The 16,119-nt window shown below is 70.5% G+C and carries 14 protein-coding genes; 6 read left to right on the forward strand and 8 right to left on the reverse strand.

Translation table 11 applies throughout. The annotated features are described in order from the left end of the window. The coding region (locus tag B7767_RS02535; RefSeq protein ID WP_107485757.1) for a restriction endonuclease at positions 1–5,038 on the forward strand (5,038 nt) is incomplete at its 5' end. Positions 5,039–5,114: 76 nt separating this feature from the next. Here B7767_RS02535 and B7767_RS02540 read toward each other — a convergent pair. The 3 genes from B7767_RS02540 to B7767_RS02550 all read right to left on the reverse strand — a co-directional run bounded on the left by B7767_RS02540 (position 5,115) and on the right by B7767_RS02550 (position 6,868). Then, positions 5,115–5,315 (reverse strand): DUF397 domain-containing protein, encoded by a 201-nt coding sequence (locus tag B7767_RS02540; RefSeq protein WP_085570652.1) that lies wholly within the window; start codon positions 5,313–5,315, stop codon positions 5,115–5,117. Beyond that, positions 5,312–6,181: a helix-turn-helix transcriptional regulator gene (locus tag B7767_RS02545; RefSeq protein ID WP_085570663.1), complete on the reverse strand. Its 870-nt coding sequence runs from the start codon at positions 6,179–6,181 to the stop codon at positions 5,312–5,314. The genes B7767_RS02540 and B7767_RS02545 overlap by 4 nt, the downstream gene beginning before the upstream one ends. 222 nt (positions 6,182–6,403) lie before the next feature. Beyond that, positions 6,404–6,868 carry a hypothetical protein gene (locus B7767_RS02550; RefSeq protein ID WP_085570653.1) on the reverse strand — a complete coding sequence of 155 codons (465 nt, stop codon included), beginning with the start codon at positions 6,866–6,868 and terminating at the stop codon, positions 6,404–6,406. A 222-nt stretch (positions 6,869–7,090) separates the two neighbouring features. On the opposite strand from B7767_RS02550, the gene B7767_RS02555 reads away from it, so the two are divergent. The 4 genes from B7767_RS02555 to B7767_RS02570 all read left to right on the forward strand — a co-directional run bounded on the left by B7767_RS02555 (position 7,091) and on the right by B7767_RS02570 (position 10,961). Next, the gene (locus B7767_RS02555; RefSeq protein ID WP_085570654.1) at positions 7,091–8,314 is read left to right on the forward strand and encodes a DUF262 domain-containing protein; all 1,224 of its coding nucleotides are present in this window, start codon (positions 7,091–7,093) and stop codon (positions 8,312–8,314) included. Continuing rightward, positions 8,307–9,437 carry a DUF3696 domain-containing protein gene (locus B7767_RS02560; protein ID WP_085570655.1) on the forward strand — a complete coding sequence of 377 codons (1,131 nt, stop codon included), beginning with the start codon at positions 8,307–8,309 and terminating at the stop codon, positions 9,435–9,437. Before B7767_RS02555 ends, B7767_RS02560 begins: the two co-directional genes overlap by 8 nt. A 158-nt stretch (positions 9,438–9,595) precedes the next feature. Further along, positions 9,596–10,456: a hypothetical protein gene (locus B7767_RS02565; protein WP_143652162.1), complete on the forward strand. Its 861-nt coding sequence runs from the start codon at positions 9,596–9,598 to the stop codon at positions 10,454–10,456. A 232-nt stretch (positions 10,457–10,688) separates the two neighbouring features. Next, positions 10,689–10,961 (forward strand): hypothetical protein, encoded by a 273-nt coding sequence (locus tag B7767_RS02570; RefSeq protein WP_085570657.1) that lies wholly within the window; start codon positions 10,689–10,691, stop codon positions 10,959–10,961. A 9-nt stretch (positions 10,962–10,970) separates the two neighbouring features. Here the strand turns inward: B7767_RS02570 and B7767_RS02575 are convergent, their stop codons facing one another. Then, positions 10,971–11,594, reverse strand: a complete 624-nt coding sequence (locus tag B7767_RS02575) for a histidine phosphatase family protein (protein WP_085570664.1) — start codon at positions 11,592–11,594, stop codon at positions 10,971–10,973. A 249-nt stretch (positions 11,595–11,843) separates the two neighbouring features. On the opposite strand from B7767_RS02575, the gene B7767_RS02580 reads away from it, so the two are divergent. Next, positions 11,844–13,070 carry a cytochrome P450 gene (locus B7767_RS02580; protein WP_085570658.1) on the forward strand — a complete coding sequence of 409 codons (1,227 nt, stop codon included), beginning with the start codon at positions 11,844–11,846 and terminating at the stop codon, positions 13,068–13,070. A gap of 127 nt (positions 13,071–13,197) precedes the next feature. Here the strand turns inward: B7767_RS02580 and B7767_RS02585 are convergent, their stop codons facing one another. Genes B7767_RS02585 through B7767_RS02600 form a run of 4 tightly spaced genes read right to left on the reverse strand, consistent with a single transcriptional unit; the run spans position 13,198 to position 15,836 of the window. Then, a complete protein-coding gene (locus tag B7767_RS02585; RefSeq protein WP_085570659.1) occupies positions 13,198–14,469 on the reverse strand; it encodes a cytochrome P450 in 1,272 nt (423 codons plus the stop codon). Next, the gene (locus B7767_RS02590) at positions 14,466–15,083 is read right to left on the reverse strand and encodes an ATP/GTP-binding protein (protein WP_085570660.1); all 618 of its coding nucleotides are present in this window, start codon (positions 15,081–15,083) and stop codon (positions 14,466–14,468) included. The genes B7767_RS02585 and B7767_RS02590 overlap by 4 nt, the downstream gene beginning before the upstream one ends. Continuing rightward, positions 15,064–15,420, reverse strand: a complete 357-nt coding sequence (locus B7767_RS02595) for a DUF742 domain-containing protein (RefSeq protein WP_085570661.1) — start codon at positions 15,418–15,420, stop codon at positions 15,064–15,066. Before B7767_RS02595 ends, B7767_RS02590 begins: the two co-directional genes overlap by 20 nt. Then, positions 15,417–15,836, reverse strand: coding sequence for a roadblock/LC7 domain-containing protein (locus B7767_RS02600; protein WP_179167008.1), 420 nt, complete (start codon positions 15,834–15,836; stop codon positions 15,417–15,419). The genes B7767_RS02595 and B7767_RS02600 overlap by 4 nt, the downstream gene beginning before the upstream one ends. Positions 15,837–16,119: the final 283 nt, after the last annotated feature.

The raw sequence follows: 16,119 nt of genomic DNA on the forward strand, positions 1-16,119 counted from the left end.
CGCCGAGCCGGGCGGGGAGGCCGTCGCCGCCGGGGAGGGCGGTACCGGTCCGGAGCCGCTGCCCGTCACCCCCCGCACCGGCCTGCGGGACCTGCGCCGCCGCTACTTCCGCGCCCGCTCCTCCTTCGCCCTCCCCGAGGACGAGGACGGCACCGCCGCCGCCCCGGACACCGAGGACGACGCGGCGACCTACGACTCCCCCGCCTGGCGGGAGCGGGTCCGCGCCCTCAACGCCGCGGTGCTGCGCGCCCTCGGCTACGACGCCGAGCCGCACACGCTGACGGTGACGCGCGCCGACCAGCCGTACGGGGTGCGGGTGGCGCACGCCGAGAAGGGCCTGGTCGCGGTGGACTGCGGCTGGGCCGCCGAACCCGACGCCGCCCTCGACCCCGAAGGCCCCGGCCGTCTCCTCGACCCCGTCCCGCTCGACGGCCGCGACACGGTCCCGACCGGCTCCAAGCTGGCCTCCTTCCTGTTCGCCTGCGAGGACGCCCCGCGCTACGTCCTGCTGCTGGTCGGCGGCGTCGTCGTCCTCGCCGACCGGGCGACCTGGGGCGAGGGCCGCTACCTCGCCGTCTCCCTCGACACCGCCCTCCAGCGCAACGACACCAGGGCCGGCGGCGAGCTCGACACGATCGCCGCGCTGTTCGGCGCGGACTCGCTGCGCACCCCGGCGGAGGGCGGGGAGAACCCCCTCGCCGAGCTGGTCGACAAGTCCGCCCGGCACGCGGTGGGCGTCTCCGGCGAACTGCGCGACGGCCTGCGGGTGAGCGTGGAACTCATCGCCAACGAGGTCCTGGCACGGCTGCGCGAACACGGCGTACGCCCCGAGGACGTCAGCGAACTGCCGGAACTGGGCCGCCAGTTGACCCGCGAGTCGCTGCGCTACCTCTACCGGATCCTGTTCCTGCTGTACGCGGAGGCCCGCCCGGAGCTGGGCATCCTGCCCTCGGACTACCCCGAGTACCAGCAGGGCTACGGCCTGGGCCGCCTGGGCGAACTGGTCGCCGAGCGCGACCTGGTCGACGAGAAGTCCCGCAAGGGGTTCTACCTGTACGAGTCGCTGGACCTGCTCTTCCGCAAGGTGCAGGAGGGCCACCGCCCCCGGCGCACCCACGGCACGGACGCGGAGCCGGCCGACGCCGTGACCGCGAGGACGTCGGAGGACGTGGGCCTGCGCTTCGAGCCGCTGCACTCCAAGCTGTTCGAGCCCGAGTCGATCAGGCTGATCGGGAAGGACACGGTGCCGGACCCCCGGGTCGACCCCGACGAGGAGGGCCCCCGGTACCTGGACACCCGCCTGCGCAACGCCACCCTCTACAAGGTGCTGCGCCTGCTGATGATCACCCGGGGGCGGAAGGGCGAGCGCGGCGGCTTCATCTCCTACGCCCAGCTCGGCATCAACCAGCTCGGGGCCGTGTACGAGGGCCTGATGTCGTACTCGGGCTTCGTCGCGGGCGAGGAGCTGTACGAGGTCGCCAAGCACGGCGACCCTCAGGACGGCTCCTGGCTGATCCCGGCGGCGAAGGCCGACGAGTACCCCGACGGCGTGTTCGTCCGGCACACGGATGCGGACACCGGCGAGGAGCGGCGCGTGCGGTACGCGCCGGGCGCGTTCGTGTACCGCCTGTCGGGGCGCGACCGCCAGACCTCGGCCTCCTACTACACGCCGGAGTCGCTGACCCGGGTGACGGTCCAGCTCGCCTTGCAGCACCGCCTGGACCAGGACGACACGGTGACGGAGGCGCGCGAACTCCTCGACTGGAAGATCTGCGAGCCGGCGCTCGGCTCGGGCGCGTTCCTCAACGAGGCGATCAACCAGGTCGCCGCGGAGTACCTGCGGCGCCGCCAGGACGAACTGGGCGTCGCGATCGACACGGAGAAGTACGCGGTCGAGCTCCAGAAGGTGAAGGCGTACGTCGCCCTGCACAACTCCTACGGCGTCGACCTCAACGAGACGGCGGTGGAGCTGGCGGAGGTCTCGCTGTGGCTCAACACCATGCACCCCGGCATGGAGGCCCCCTGGTTCGGGCTGCACCTGCGGCGCGGCAACTCGCTGATCGGCGGCCGGCGTGAGGTGTACCCGCCGGAGAAGTTGAAGAAGGCGGCCTGGCTGGGCACCACCCCGGAGCGCTTCCCGCTGACGGAGGCCGGCGGCGGCCTCCCGGTCACGGTGACCGAGCGCACGACCCGCAGCGGTGCGGTGCAGCGGGTCACGGAGAACGCCGTGCACCACTTCCTGCTGCCCGCGAAGGAGTGGGGCGCGGTCGCCGCCGAGAAGGAGGCGAGGGCCCTCGCCCCGGAGGCGGCCCGGACACTGGCCGCCTGGCGCAAGATGATCACACGGACGCCCACCGCCAAGCAGGGGGAACGGCTCCAGGCGCTGGCGCGGCGGACGGAGTTCCTGTGGGGCCTGGTCGTCCGCCGCCTGGAGATCTCCGAACGGGACATCTCGCGGCGGATCCCGGTGTGGGGCGCGGAGGACGGCTGGCTGCGGTCGCCGGAGGAGGCGGTGCGGCGAGAAAAGGTCGTCGCGGACCTGACGGCGCCGGACACCCCGTACTGGCGGCTGAAGACGCTGATGGACGCGTGGTGCGCGCTGTGGTTCTGGCCGGTGCAGGAGGCCGCGCTGCTGGACGGCACGCACGAGGCGTACGCGCGGGCGGAGGCGGGCATCGAGGCGGTGACGCTGTCGGACCTCGGCGCCGAGGCTTCCCAGGTGCTGCTGTCCTGGGAGACGGAGGACCTGTTCGGCGAGGTCACGGGGAGCGGCGAGCTGACGGCGGGCTCGGTGGAGCGGCGGCGGACCGGCCGGCGCAAGGAGGCCGTGGCCAAGCGGAGACGGGCGGCGGTGCCGCTGGCGGGGCTGGACGACTGGCTGGAGTTCGCGGAGGCCCTGATCGGTACGGAGGACGTACCGGCGGACTCCCTGGTGGCGGAGTTCGACTCCCTCGCGGAACTGGAGCCGTACGAGGACGCCTTGCCCGGCCTGATGGGCATGGAGCACTTCTACGAGCTGGAGTCCCGGTTCCCCTGGGCGTCGGTCGCGCGGGACGTGGCGAAGGCGCAGGGGTTCTTCCACTGGGAGCTGGACTTCGCGCAGGTGTTCGCGCGGGGCGGGTTCGATCTGCAGGTGGGGAATCCGCCTTGGGTGCGGCCACGGTGGCAGGAGGGTCCGCTTCTGGCGGAGCTGGAACCGTGGTTCATGCTGGCGGAGAAGCCGAGTGCGGAGGAGTGGCGCCTCCGTAGGGAAGAGGTACTGGCCGCGCGTGCGGACGGCCAAGATTTCGTCCTCAGCGAGTTGGCCTCCCATGCAGGGGTCGTTGCCACACTGGGAAGTTCAGCACTTTACCCATTGCTTACTGGTACTCAGATTGACTTGTACCGAGCTTTCATGACTCGAGTATGGCAGCACATTACATCGCATGGCAGTGCGGGAATGCTCCATCCGGACACTCATTTCAGCGGCGTACACGAAGGATCCATTCGAGCAGCCACATACCGCCACCTACGAGTTCACGCACACTTCGTAAACTCAGCGAACTGGGCATTCGACGATCTCGACCGCGGCTGGGAGTTTGGAGTACACATCTATGGCACACCACAGGAACCTAACTTCCTACACCTCAGCGAACTCCGTGACGCTAATGCCCTCCCTGGTTCACTGATCCACGATGGGCAGGGTCTAGCGCCGGGCATCAAGTACAACGGTTCATGGGATATTCGGCCGCATCGCGAGCGCGTGGTGCATGTCAACGAGACTTTGCTGGCCAGTTGGCACTCTCTAACGGGCGCGGCAGGCGGGACAACTCAGACCCCTTTGCTGTACCCGGTTCTCGCCGGTGAGCAGGGTGCGATTGAGGCTCTGGCCGCCTACCCTAATAGCCTAGCCGACTACAAACCGGCGATTTCAAGCGGATATCACGAGGCGAGCGCCAAGAAGGATGGGCTAATCCGCTGGGCAAATCAGGCCGTTCTCGATCTTTCGGATGTCATCCTTCAAGGGCCTCACTTCGCATCGGCACTTCCCTACTCGAAGGAGCCCAGGATTCCCTGTCGGAGCAACCGGGACTGGGAACCTTTTGCACCTACAGAACTACCTGCGACACATGTGCCGGTGACCAACTATGTTCGAGCCACAGATAAATCGAGTTACGTGGCTGCTCAAAACTCCTGGAACGGCGAGCCATATACCGCATACTTCCGGCTGGCCTGGCGGGCCATGATTCCGTTCAACACACACCGAAGCCTCTTGGCCGCCCTGCTCCCACCCGGCCCTGCACACGTTCATACGGTGCACTCCATGGCTTTGGCGAGCAACCGATTGACTGTCCTCAACGCAGGTTTCTGGGCGGCGCTTCCCCTGGATTACCTATTGCGTATCACTAGCCGCTCGCATCTTCAGGTTTCTGAAGCCCACCAGATGCCCGCTGCCGATCCGAAGCACCCGCTTGCCCCTGCTCTGCTCCTACGCACTCTTCGACTAAACGCTCTGACTACGCACTACGCCCCCCTCTGGGAAGAACTATTCGATCCCAGGTGGGCAGGCTACGAGGGCTGGGCTAACCCCCACTGGCCTCACCTAAAGCCCCTCGCTGCTGGCCTCAAGCCGACTTGGGAATACGGCACCCCCCTCCGCACCGAACACGAACGTCGCGCCGCCCACGTCGAACTCGATGCCCTCGTCGCCGTCTGGCTCGGCATCACCTCCGATCAGCTCGCCGCGATCTTCAAGTCCCGCTACCCACAGCTCCACGACTACGAGTCGGCGACCTACTTCGACGTCAACGGCCGAAAGATCGCAGGCGACTTCAACACCTACGGGCACGGCCAGACCAAGCAGGACTACCTCGACCTCCTCGCCCACCTGGAGGACCCGGAGCGCACCCCGCCCCCGGCCGGCTACCAGGCCCCCTTCTACAAGGCGGACCGGGAGGCCGAGATGCGGGCCGCGCACGCGCACTTCCAGGCGCGGCTGGACGCCGAGATCGCCGCAGGCCGCTGGACGCCGCCCCAGTTGGTGACCGTGGACGCCTGACCGCCGCGCCGCCCCGGACACGCCTGTGCCCTGTGACTCCCCTCGGAGTCACAGGGCACAGCAGCAAGGCGACGACTCAGCCGATCCGGTCGGCGGTGAACCCGACGAACGCGGCCCACGCCTCCGAACCAACCGCCAGGACGGGGCGGTTGGTGTCCTTCGAGTCCCGTACGCGCACAGTGTGCGGGCAGGTGGCCACCTCGACGCACTCACCACCGGCTCCGCCGCTGTAACTGCTCTTGAACCAGTCGAGCTGGACGGTCTCTTCGACGCTCATAGTTCTCCCAGCGACTTCTCGATGAAGGCCAAGGACTCACGCGGAGTGAGGGCTTGCGCTCGGATGATCCCATAACGCAACACGATGCCGCGGACCTCTGCTCGCTCCGACACGATTGTGCTCCGTCCCTGCGCCTCCAGATAGGCCACTTGATCATCACCGTCTCTGTGCAACACGGTGAACGGTCCATCCACGCCGGCGTTGTCCTCTCCGTCCAGCGGCATGACCTGGATTTCTACGTTGCGGTACGCGCCGACGAGCAGCAGTTGCTCCAGCTGCCCACGCATGACGGAGCGCCCTCCCAACGGTCGCCGCAGAACCGCCTCGTCGATGACGAAGCTCACCAGCGGAGCAGGTCTCCGAGCGAAGACTTCCTGCCGAGCCAGCCGCGCAGCGATGCGTTGTTGGACGGCCTCCTCGTCCAGCAACGGGCGCCACATCTCGAACACAGCCCGCATGTATTCCTCGGTCTGCAGCAGTCCAGGCACCGCGTGGGTTCCGTAGACCCACAGCTCAACAGCCTCCGCCTCCAACCGAGCCGCGTCCCGGAAGAACGCCGGGTACTGCGCCCGAGCGACCTCCTCCTTCATCTCCTGGAGCACCCCGCCCGCGTCCAGCAGTTCGTCCGCCACGTCGATGAACCTCGGCGGAGGAATCCGCCGCCCCAACTCGTAGGACGCGATGGTGGACGGCGAGTACCCCGTCCGCGCGCCGACCTCCGACCGCTCCAGCCCGGCCCGCAACCGGAACCGCTTCATCTGCCGCCCGAACACCCGGAGGATCCCCGTCCCCGGCTCCGGAGAAGCCGCCTCCGGCCCTTCCTCCCCGGCCACCGTCTCCTCCGGCTCCCGCACCGTCTCGCTCATCACTCGCCCACCTCCGCCACCCATCGGCCGGTCCGCCCAACTCCCCCGCCTCACCGGGGGATACGGCACGCACCGCGTACACACGCCGCCGGAACGCGTACAACGCCCCCGGTCGGCCCGTCACCCGGCGTCAACGCTAGGACCCGCCGCACGGAGGAACCGGTGAACGACCACGGTTCACCAGATCGAGTACGCGCACGCTCTCCGGTGGCCGATGGCGGTTCACCCCGGACCCGGCTCGCTCCGGAGGACCCGGACCATTTCCTGGACCTCCTCCGAATACCAGGACAAGCGGAGGTCCAACTGCCTGCGGATGGGAGGGCTCGACCGGTACATGGACCGCACCAGCGACGCCCACGCGGCCTGGTTGCCCGGGGTCAAGTTGTGGGACTGCTCCACGAACTCCTGGAAGTAGATGCAGTAGAGCTCGGCGAGTGAGGCGATCCTGCCGGCGTCCGGGTGATCGGGCGGAACCGGGACGTCGTCGAAGAAGAAGGGCCGCAGGTGCGGGTGCTCGATGAGGACCAGTTTGATCTGGACCCCGATGTCGTAGGTCGCGCGACGGGCCGACGACCTGATCCCCTCCGCGAGGTGCCGCAGTTGCACGATCACCGCGGCGAGGCCCACGACCGCGGCCGTGCTCGCGACCACCGCGGCGAGCGCCTCCGTCGTGTCCGTCCAGTGCACAGCGCACCCCCGTACGGCTCGCACCTGCGCTTTCGGCGTCCCGTCCCCGGAGGCAGGGTACTTCCGCGGCCCTGTCCCGTCCCGGGCGTTCCCGAGGCACACGGCGGGCGCACAGGTGCACGTGCGTGCTCCCCTGCGCATCTCAGGAGGTGCGATCCGTCACGCATCGACTACTGTACGAGGGCGTTCGGCCCGTGATCGGCATCGTGGAGGGGGCACGTCATGGTCGGCAGCGCGTCCGCGCCACCACCCGGTCCGCAGGGGTCCCCGGAGCCGGAGGTCCCCGAGGGCCCGGTACCCCAACCCGCTGAACCCGCCGTCGAGTTCACCGACACCGGTGTCAGCACGGGCATCGAGGCCGAGGACATCGGCGAGGCCGGCCGGATGCCCTTCGATCCCGAGCTCATCGACGTCGCCCCCCGCAACCCCACGATCGACCTCGTCCTCCAGCGGCTGAAGCGCGGGCTCATCGACCTCCAGCCGGACTTCCAGCGCCGTTCCGGCATCTGGAACGACACCGCGCAGAGCCGACTGATCGAGTCGCTGCTGCTGCGGATCGCGCTGCCCACGCTCTACGTGGCGGAGGAGGCGGACGAGTCCTGGTCCGTGGTCGACGGCGTCCAGCGGCTCACCAGCATCGTGCGCTTCGTGAAGCCGGAGGCGGCCGGCCTGAAGCCGCTGCGGCTGGAGAACCTGGAGTACCTGACCCAGTACGACGGCGCCGGCTTCGAGGACCTGCCCGGCAGGATGCAGACCCGCATCCTGGAGAGCGAGCTCTCCGTGCTGCTGATCCGCAAGGGGACACCGGAGGAGGCCAGGTTCAACATCTTCGCCCGGATCAACACGGGCGGTTTGCCCCTCTCCCAGCAGGAACTGCGGCACGCCCTGATCCCGGGACGGGCACGGACCTTCCTGGCGAAGCTGGCGGAGAGCGAGCAGTTCCTGGACGCCACGGCGCACAGCGTCTCCCCCGCGCGCATGGCGGAGCGCGAACTGTGCCTGCGCTTCCTCGCGTTCTGGATGACCCCGCCCGAGCGCTACGTCACCCAGGACTTCGACGGCTTCCTCCGCAGGACCATGCACGCCGTCAACGCGCTGCCCGAGGACGAGTTGAAGAAGCTGGAGCTGCGCTTCCAGGTGGCGATGCTGGGCAGCCGGCTCGTCTTCGGGGACCAGGCGTTCCGCAAGCAGTTCCACGGAGTCACCCGCCGCTACCCCATCAACAAGGCGCTCTTCGAGGTCCAGGCCGTGACCGTGGCCGGGTGCGAGCCCGACGAACTCGAGACCCTGCACCGCCGGGCGAAGACCCTGGAGCGGAAGTTCAAGAACCTGATGGACGACCCGGACTTCTTCGACGCGATCTCCTCCGGCACCGGCGACGCCGACAAGGTCAACTACCGCTTCCAGTCCATGAAGGACCTGTTCCGCGAGGTACTGAGTGCTTGACCTACTGACCCTCACCAACTTCAAGGCGTTCGCCCGCCAGGAGATCCCGCTGGCCCCGTTCACCCTGCTCACCGGGCTCAACTCCTCCGGCAAGAGCTCCGTCCTGCAGGCGCTGGCCCTGCTGCGGCAGTCGTACGAGTCCGGTGACCTCGCCCCGGTGGGCGGTCGCGAGTCGGGGCTGCTGCTCAACGACGAGCTGGTGCAGCTCGGTACCGGCCAGGACGTGCGGCACGAGGCCTACGACGACGACACCGGCCCGCACATCGCGCTCGCCCTGCGGGGCGACGGCGCGACGGCGCGGTGGACCGCCGTCTACGAGCGCGAGGCGGACCACCTCAGGCTGGTCCCCGCCGAGCAGGGCATCCAGCCCGAGCCCGCCGCGCTGCTGCCGAGCCTGTTCGGGCCGGGCTTCCAGTACCTGAAGGCCGACCGGGTGTCCCCGCAGGTCAGTTACCCCCGTTCGCACCACGCGGTGACCACCCGCGGCTTCCTCGGCGCGCACGGCGAGCACACGGTGAACTACCTGCGCACCCACCAGGACGAACCGGTGGCGGGCGAGGCCCTCCGGCTCCCGGACGCCGCCTCCGCCGGCCTCCTCGCCCAGACCGAGGCGTGGATGCAGCGGCTGTGCCCCGGGGTGCGGCTGGTGGCGGAGGACATCCACGGCACCGACGCCGTCCGGCTCGGCTACCACTTCGGCAGCGGCTACTCCGAGTCCAACCGGTACCGGCCCACCAACGTCGGGTTCGGGTTGACGTACGTGCTGCCGGTCGTCGTGGCGTGCCTGTCGGCCCGGCCCGGGACCCTGATCCTGCTGGAGAACCCCGAGGCCCACCTGCACCCGCAGGGGCAGACCTGGATGGCGTACCTGGCGTGCGCGGCGGCCGCGAGCGGGGCGCAGGTCGTCATGGAGACGCACAGCGACCACGTGCTCAACGGCCTGCGGCTCCAGGTGAAGAACGGCCGGCTGGCCGCCGGCGGGACGGCCGTGCACTACTTCCGCCGCAAGGGACAGACCACGGAGGTCGTCAGCCCGGTCATCGGACCGGACGGGACGCTCTCCGAGTGGCCCGAGGGGTTCTTCGACGAGTGGGAGAACTCCCTGGACCAGTTGCTCGACTGATCCACCGGGCTCCTGGAGAGCCGCACACACCGATGGGACTCCGCGCCACGGCGCGGTCACCGGCGCGATCGGGAATGGGGTGGGACGTGCCGCTGCTCGTGTTTCTCAATGAACGGTCCTGCGCATCGGACCGTGGACCGGACGAGGTCGCCGCGGGGATGCGGACCTTCGTGGACGTACTGCGGGAGTTACGGCGCTGGCGGGACATCAGCCTGGCCACCCAGAGCCCGCTCGACCAGGCCGAACTGGCCCGCGGCTACTACTACGCCCAGTGGCGCAACGACGCCCGCAACAAGGACCAGCACCGCTACATCCAGGCGATGCGCAACCGCCGCACGACCTTCCAGGCGGCCCTCCACGCGTCCGCCGCGGCCGACCGCGCCGGTGTCTGGCACCGGCACGAGGGGGTGGACGTGCAAGGGCTCGGGGCGGCGCAGATGACGGACGGCATGGCCGTCAGCCTGCCGCTCGACCCGGCCTGGGACGCCTGCTGGCTCGACCTCGCGATCGAGGAGCTGACGGAGGACCCCGAGACCGGGGACGTCACCGCCGACGAGTACACCGACAGCGTCCGGCACGCCTCGCGGGTGGCGCACCTCGGCGAGCACGAGGCGTGGGGGCGCCTGGAAGGGCTCGACGCCGTCTCGAGCGGTGCGGAACTGTGGGCCGGGCGGGAGGACTTCTTCCCCGACCTCCAGTTCCTCCCCCGGGTGCGGGAGGACCTGGAGAACCTGGACCCGAAGTGGTTCAAGGGGGCCCGCAGGCTCCTGCGGCAGCTCCAGGAGACCGCCGCGGGATGGGACCCCGTCTCCTCCCCGACCGGGCCGCACTGGGAGGCCCCCCACATCCGGCCGGAGTACGAGAACGCCCGCAGGGACCGTTACTGGGAGGACCTGGACGGCGAGAGCCGCTGCTTCGAACTCCACGGGAACCTCAACCGGAACGCCGGGCGCGTCTACTTCCGGCTGGTGCACGAGGAGAAGGCGATCCGTATCGCCCACATCGGACGCCACCTCTGACGCTCCGTCCCCCGCCGGCCGGGACGCCTTCACCGTCCCGGCCGCGCGTACGAGAGCACCGCCCCTACGGCCTGCCGCAAACGGCCCACGCCGGCCCGCCCGGCACCGACCGTGCCGGCTTTTCCGCGGGTCGTACCTGGCCCGGTCGGTGGTGGACCCGTCAGCGTGAGTGCCATGAACGGCACTCCCCCCTCCCGTCGCGGCCCCGACCGCCGCCCCGCACGACTCCGCCATGCGGTTCACCCCCACCCCGCACGACGCCCGGCCGGCCCGGCACCCGGACGCAGGATGCCCTGAAGGGCCCTGGCAGGACGAACGGCAGCGGCTCGGCAAGCACAGCCTCCTGCGGCTCACCCACGGAACCCTGCTCAATCCTCCGCCCACCGTCGACGCCGGTGACCGGGCCGACGGCTGGGACGAGAACCGCATCCGCTCGCGCGGGAGTTACCTGGCTTCCCTCTCCCTGCACATCTGGCCGTCAGGGGGCGACCTGCTCGCAGGCTGAGCGGGCTCGTCAGACGTGCGGCTCCGGGGCGAAGCCCGTCCAGCGCAGCTCGGCGGGCAGGTGGCGCATGTCGTTGGAGACGAGGAGGGAGGCGGGCCGGCCGGGGGCGTAGCGGATGACGGTGAGCGCCGCGTTGCCGTGGTTGAGGCCGAGCCAGCGCCACTTCGGCGCGTGCAGGGCGTCCCGGACGAGCCAGGCGACCAGGAAGTTGTGGGTGACGACGAGTTCGTGCCGGTCCTGTTCCCCCTCCACCGGCCCGGTGAACAGGTCCAGCGCCCGGCGGGCCAGCACGGGTCCGTTCCTCCGGTCCTCGTCCGTCGCGCCGGCGAGGAAGCGGAGGTGGAGGTCCGCCGATTCGGGCGGCAGCTCGCCCCTGTCCGGCAGGTGGGGCACGTAGTCACCGGCGGCGTCCGAGACGTGCAGGGGGACGTCCTCCAGCTGGGCGCCGATCAGGCGTGCGGTCTGCTCCGCCCGCGGCAGGGGGCCGTGGTGGACGGCGGCGAGGGGGACGCCCCGGAGGCGTCGGCCTAGCAGGGTGGCCTGCCGCCGGCCGGCCTCCGTCAGCCCGCTCCCGTCCGGTGACGCCTCGCCGTGCCGGGCGAGGTAGAGGTGACGGGTGGCCGTGCCGGTCATCGTGAGCTCCTCCGTGTCCACCAGTGGTCTCTTGCACCGGTGGACGCCGGTCCCGGGGCACCGGTTCCTCCGTCCGCCGCCGTGCCAGGCCGGTCCGGGTGGTTCCTCCCCCGTGGACGGCGCCCACGGGGGACGGTTTTCGGTCAATGCCCGTGTGCCGGGCCGGTCGGTGTCCCGGCCGCCCTGTTGTAGTTGACAGTTGATCAATAACCTTGCGTGGTACACGAAATGACGAGCGCAGGGAGCTCCATGTCCACCGCCCAGCAGGTGCCCGACATCCTCTCGCCCGAGTTCGCGGCCGACCCCTACCCCGCCTACCGGGTGATGCGGGAGACCGCGCCCCTCATCTGGCACGAGGCGACGAAGAGCTACATCGTCTCGCGCTACGAGGACGTCGAGCGCGTCTTCAAGGACAAGGCCGGGGAGTTCACCACCGACAACTACGCCTGGCAGCTCGAGCCCGTGCACGGCAAGACGATCCTGCAGCTCAGCGGGCGGGAGCACGCCGTGCGCCGGGCCCTGGTCGCGCCCGCCTTCCGGGGCGGCGACCTGGAGCGGAAGTTCCTGCCGGTCATCGAGCGCAACTCCCGCGAGCTGATCGACGGCTTCCGGCACACCGGCTCCGCCGACCTGGTCGCCGACTACGCCACCCGCTTCCCGGTCAACGTCATCGCCGACATGCTGGGCCTGGACAAGGCCGACCACCCCCGCTTCCACCGCTGGTACACGGCCGTCATCGCCTTCCTCGGGAACCTGTCGGGCGACGCCGGGGTGACGGCGGCCGGGGAGCGGACCCGGGTGGAGTTCGCCGAGTACATGCTGCCGATCATCCGGGAGCGCCGCGAGAACCCGGGCGACGACCTGCTGTCCGTGCTGTGCGCCGCCGAGGTCGACGGGGTGCGGATGAGCGACGAGGACGTCAAGGCGTTCTGCAGCCTGCTGCTCGCCGCGGGCGGCGAGACCACCGACAAGGCCATCGCCGGCATCTTCGCCAACCTGCTGCTCCACCCCGACCAGCTCGCCGCCGTCCGCGCGGACCGCTCGCTGATCCCGCGCGCCTTCGCCGAGACCCTGCGGTTCACCCCGCCCGTCCACATGATCATGCGGCAGTCGGCGACGGAGGTGGAGCTCAGCGGCGGGACGATACCCGCGGGAGCCACCGTCACCTGTCTGATCGGCGCCGCCAACCGCGACGAGAGCCGCTACGCCGATCCCGACCGCTTCGACGTCTTCCGCGACGACCTGACCACCACCACCGCCTTCTCCGCCGCCGCCGACCACCTCGCGTTCGCGCTCGGCCGGCACTTCTGCGTCGGCGCGCTGCTGGCGAAGGCGGAGGTGGAGACCGGCGTCGGCCAGCTCCTCGACGCCATGCCCGACGTGCGTCTCGCCGACGGGTTCGAGCCGGCCGAGCAGGGCGTGTTCACCCGCGGACCGCAGAGCCTGCCGGTGCGGTTCACCCCCGTGAAGGGCTGACCCCCACGAGCGGGCCGGTACGGAGCCGTCCGCGCGGACGGCTCCGTACCGGCCCGCCCCCTCCCGGTCCCCGGCCCGCCGGTCCGCGCCGCGGTCCGGGCCCCGCCGGGGCGCCCGGAAGAGTCCGCTACCGCACCACCGGCGTGAACCGCACCGGAAGCGACGACAGCCCCCGCATCCAGATCGACGGCCGCCAGGTCAGTTCCTCCGGCTCCACCGACAGCACCAGGTCGGGCAGCCGTTCCAGCAGCGTCTCGACCGCCGTCCGCGCCATCACGTCCGCCAGCAGCGGAGCCGGGTACGGGCAGCGGTGCTCGCCGTTGCTGAACGACAGGTGCGCGGCGTTCTCCGCGCCCACGTGCCCCTCCGGCCAGATCTGCGGGTCGGTGTTGGCCGCGGCCAGCCCCAGCACCAGGCAGTCGCCGGCCCGGATCTGCCGGCCGCCCAGCTGGACGTCCCGTACCGCCCACCGGCCGATGAAGTTCTGCGTCGGCGTGTCCAGCCACAGCACCTCGTTGAGCGCCTCGCCCACGCTGAGCCGGCCGCCCGAGACGTTCACGGCGAACCGCTCGTCCGTCAGCAGCAGGCGCAGCGTGTTGCAGATCCAGTTCGCCGTCGGCTGCTGCGCCGCCGCGATCACGGAGATCAGGTCCTGGACGACCTCCTCGTCCGTCAGGCCGGCCGGGTGGGTCAGCATGCGCGAGGTGATGTCCGGGCCGGGAGCGGTCCGCTTGTCCTCCACCAGCTGCCGCAGCCGTTCGCCCACGCGCCCGTACGCCGCCACCGGGTCGTCGCCCTCCCCCGCGTCCAGGGAGATCCGCAGGTCGTCGACGAGCCGGCGGGTCTCCTCGCCCGAGGTCGGCATCCCGCACAGCTGCACCACGGTGCGCATCGGCAGGGCGTGCGCGTAGTCGGCCATCAGCTCCGCCCGGCCGCTGCCGGCGAACCGGGCGATGAGGTCGTCGGCGATCAGCAGGCAGTCGTGGGACAGCTCGAACTGGTCGACCCCCTCCAGCGCCTCGGTGATCACCCCGGCCCGCCGCCGGTGCTCCTCGCCCTCGGTGAACAGCACCGACGGCTGGTACCCGACGAAGGGCAGCAGCGGCCAGTCCGGCGGGATGTTCTCCCACTGGTTCCAGCGCCGCGAGTCCCGTGCGAACAGCTCGTCGTGGCCGGTCACGTACGTGAGTTCGGAGTAGCCCAGCACCAGCCAGGCCGGGACGCCGCCGTCGAGCAGCACGGGCGCGACCGGGCCGTGCTCCCTGCGCAGCGCGCGGTAGAGCTGCGACGGCGTCTGCTGGTACTCGAGCCCCGTCAGGGGCACCGCGCCGGAGTGGGCGGGACACCCCGGGGGCGCCGGGGGTGCCGGGTGCGCGTAGGGGTCTCCTGGGTCGGTCACGGTGTCGCCTCCTCGGCGATGGCCAGGGCGTGGAGGTGGTTCACGAGGGTGATCAGCACGTCCTTGCCGGAGTGCCGGACCCGTGCGTCGCAGTCGACCATCGGCACGTGGGCGGGCAGGGCGAGCGCCTGGCGGATCTCGTCCAGGGAGTACCGGTCGGTGTCGTCGTCGAACCGGTTCACGGCCACCACGAAGGGCGTGCGGTGGTGCTCCAGCCGGTCGATCGCGTACCAGGAGTCGTCCATCCGGCGCGTGTCCACGAGGACCACGGCGCCCAGCGTCCCCGAGAACAGCCGGTCCCACAGGAACCAGAAGCGCTCCTGGCCGGGCGCCCCGAACAGGTACAGCACCATGCGGTCGTTGAGGCTGATCCGCCCGAAGTCGAACGCGACCGTCGTGGTGGTCTTCGACGTCACCGCGCCGGTCTCGTCGACGCCCACGCCGGCCTGGGTCATCACCTCCTCGGTGTTGAGCGGCCTGATCTCGCTCACGGAGCGGACCAGGGTCGTCTTGCCGACGCCGAACCCGCCCACGACGACGATCTTCAGACCGGTCTCCGCGGTGTCGTTCAGCGGTGTGCGGTGGGAGGGCAGCTCAGAGGTTGCGGAGCCCATGGAGCACCTCTTGGAGTAGGGCGGAATCAGGCAGGGAGGCGACGGACGGCGCCGCGCGCGGATGGCGGGCGGTGATGCGGCCGGTGTCCAGCAGGTCGCCCAGCAGGATCCGCACCACCATGACCGGCAGCCCGAGCTCCGCCGCGATCTCGACGACGGCGACGGGGTGCCGGCACAGCTCCAGGATCCGGGCGTGCTCCGACTGCATCCCCGGCACCGGCCCGCTCTCGCTGACGATGAGGGTGACCAGGTCGAAGAACTCGTCGGCGCGGCTGCGGCCACCGGTGAGGGTGTAGAGCCGGTCCGGGTCACCCGTGTCGACGGGTTTGCGCGTCACGACGTGCCGCTCCCCCCGGACCGGTCCCGCGGTTCGGCCCGCAGGTGCTCGCCGATCTGCTCGACCAGCTCCGTCATCTGGTGGCCGATCACTCCGGGATCGGCGTCCTCCCGGGCGACGACGGCGAGGTGCGCCCCCTCGCCGGCCTCCACGATGAACAGCAGGCCGCCGTGGAACTCGGTCATCGACTGCCGGACGCCGCCGGTGCCGTCGCCGAACTCCATGGAGGCCCCCTGGGCGAGGGCCTGGATGCCGGAGCAGATCGCCGACAGCTGGTCGGCCCGGTCGAGCGTCAGGTGCTCGCTCCAGCAGAGCTTCAGGCCGTCCCGGGACAGGACCAGGGCGTGACGTGCGCCGGGGGTCTGTTCCAGGAGGCCTTGCAGGAGCCAGCTGAGGCTGTTGTCGGTGGTCTGCATGATGGGTGATGGGACGGTGGTGTCCGGCTGACCGGTCACCGGCCCGTTCCTCCTATCTCACGAGCTCGAGCGGGAAGGGGCGCCGTCGCCCCGGACGCCGTACGGGAAGGGGGTCCGGCGCTGTACGGGAAGGGGTGGGTCTACGGAGCGGCGGGCGGCTGCGGCCCGGGCCGGGAATCCGGTCCGGCAGCGCCGTTCCCGGACCGCCGTGCGCGGTGGAAGGCGCCGAACCGCGAGCCCGCGTCGCGTGCCGGGCGGCGCGTCGACGCCGTGTCGCCGGCCT

The sequence above is a fragment of the Streptomyces sp. 13-12-16 genome (assembly GCF_002114215.1).
In the GTDB taxonomy this organism is placed as follows: Bacteria; Actinomycetota; Actinomycetes; order Streptomycetales; family Streptomycetaceae; genus Streptomyces.

Bases quoted from the DNA above. Each gene is read 5' to 3' on its own strand.
- B7767_RS02555 (WP_085570654.1), top strand. From the start codon at position 7,091: ATGGTCGGCAGCGCGTCCGCGCCACCACCCGGTCCGCAGGGGTCCCCG.
- B7767_RS02570 (WP_085570657.1), top strand. From the start codon at position 10,689: ATGCGGTTCACCCCCACCCCGCACGACGCCCGGCCGGCCCGGCACCCG.
- B7767_RS02590 (WP_085570660.1), bottom strand. From the start codon at position 15,083: ATGGGCTCCGCAACCTCTGAGCTGCCCTCCCACCGCACACCGCTGAAC.
- B7767_RS02580 (WP_085570658.1), top strand. From the start codon at position 11,844: ATGTCCACCGCCCAGCAGGTGCCCGACATCCTCTCGCCCGAGTTCGCG.
- B7767_RS02565 (WP_143652162.1), top strand. From the start codon at position 9,596: ATGCGGACCTTCGTGGACGTACTGCGGGAGTTACGGCGCTGGCGGGAC.
- B7767_RS02575 (WP_085570664.1), bottom strand. From the start codon at position 11,594: ATGACCGGCACGGCCACCCGTCACCTCTACCTCGCCCGGCACGGCGAG.
- B7767_RS02540 (WP_085570652.1), bottom strand. From the start codon at position 5,315: ATGAGCGTCGAAGAGACCGTCCAGCTCGACTGGTTCAAGAGCAGTTAC.
- B7767_RS02545 (WP_085570663.1), bottom strand. From the start codon at position 6,181: ATGAGCGAGACGGTGCGGGAGCCGGAGGAGACGGTGGCCGGGGAGGAA.
- B7767_RS02600 (WP_179167008.1), bottom strand. From the start codon at position 15,836: ATGCAGACCACCGACAACAGCCTCAGCTGGCTCCTGCAAGGCCTCCTG.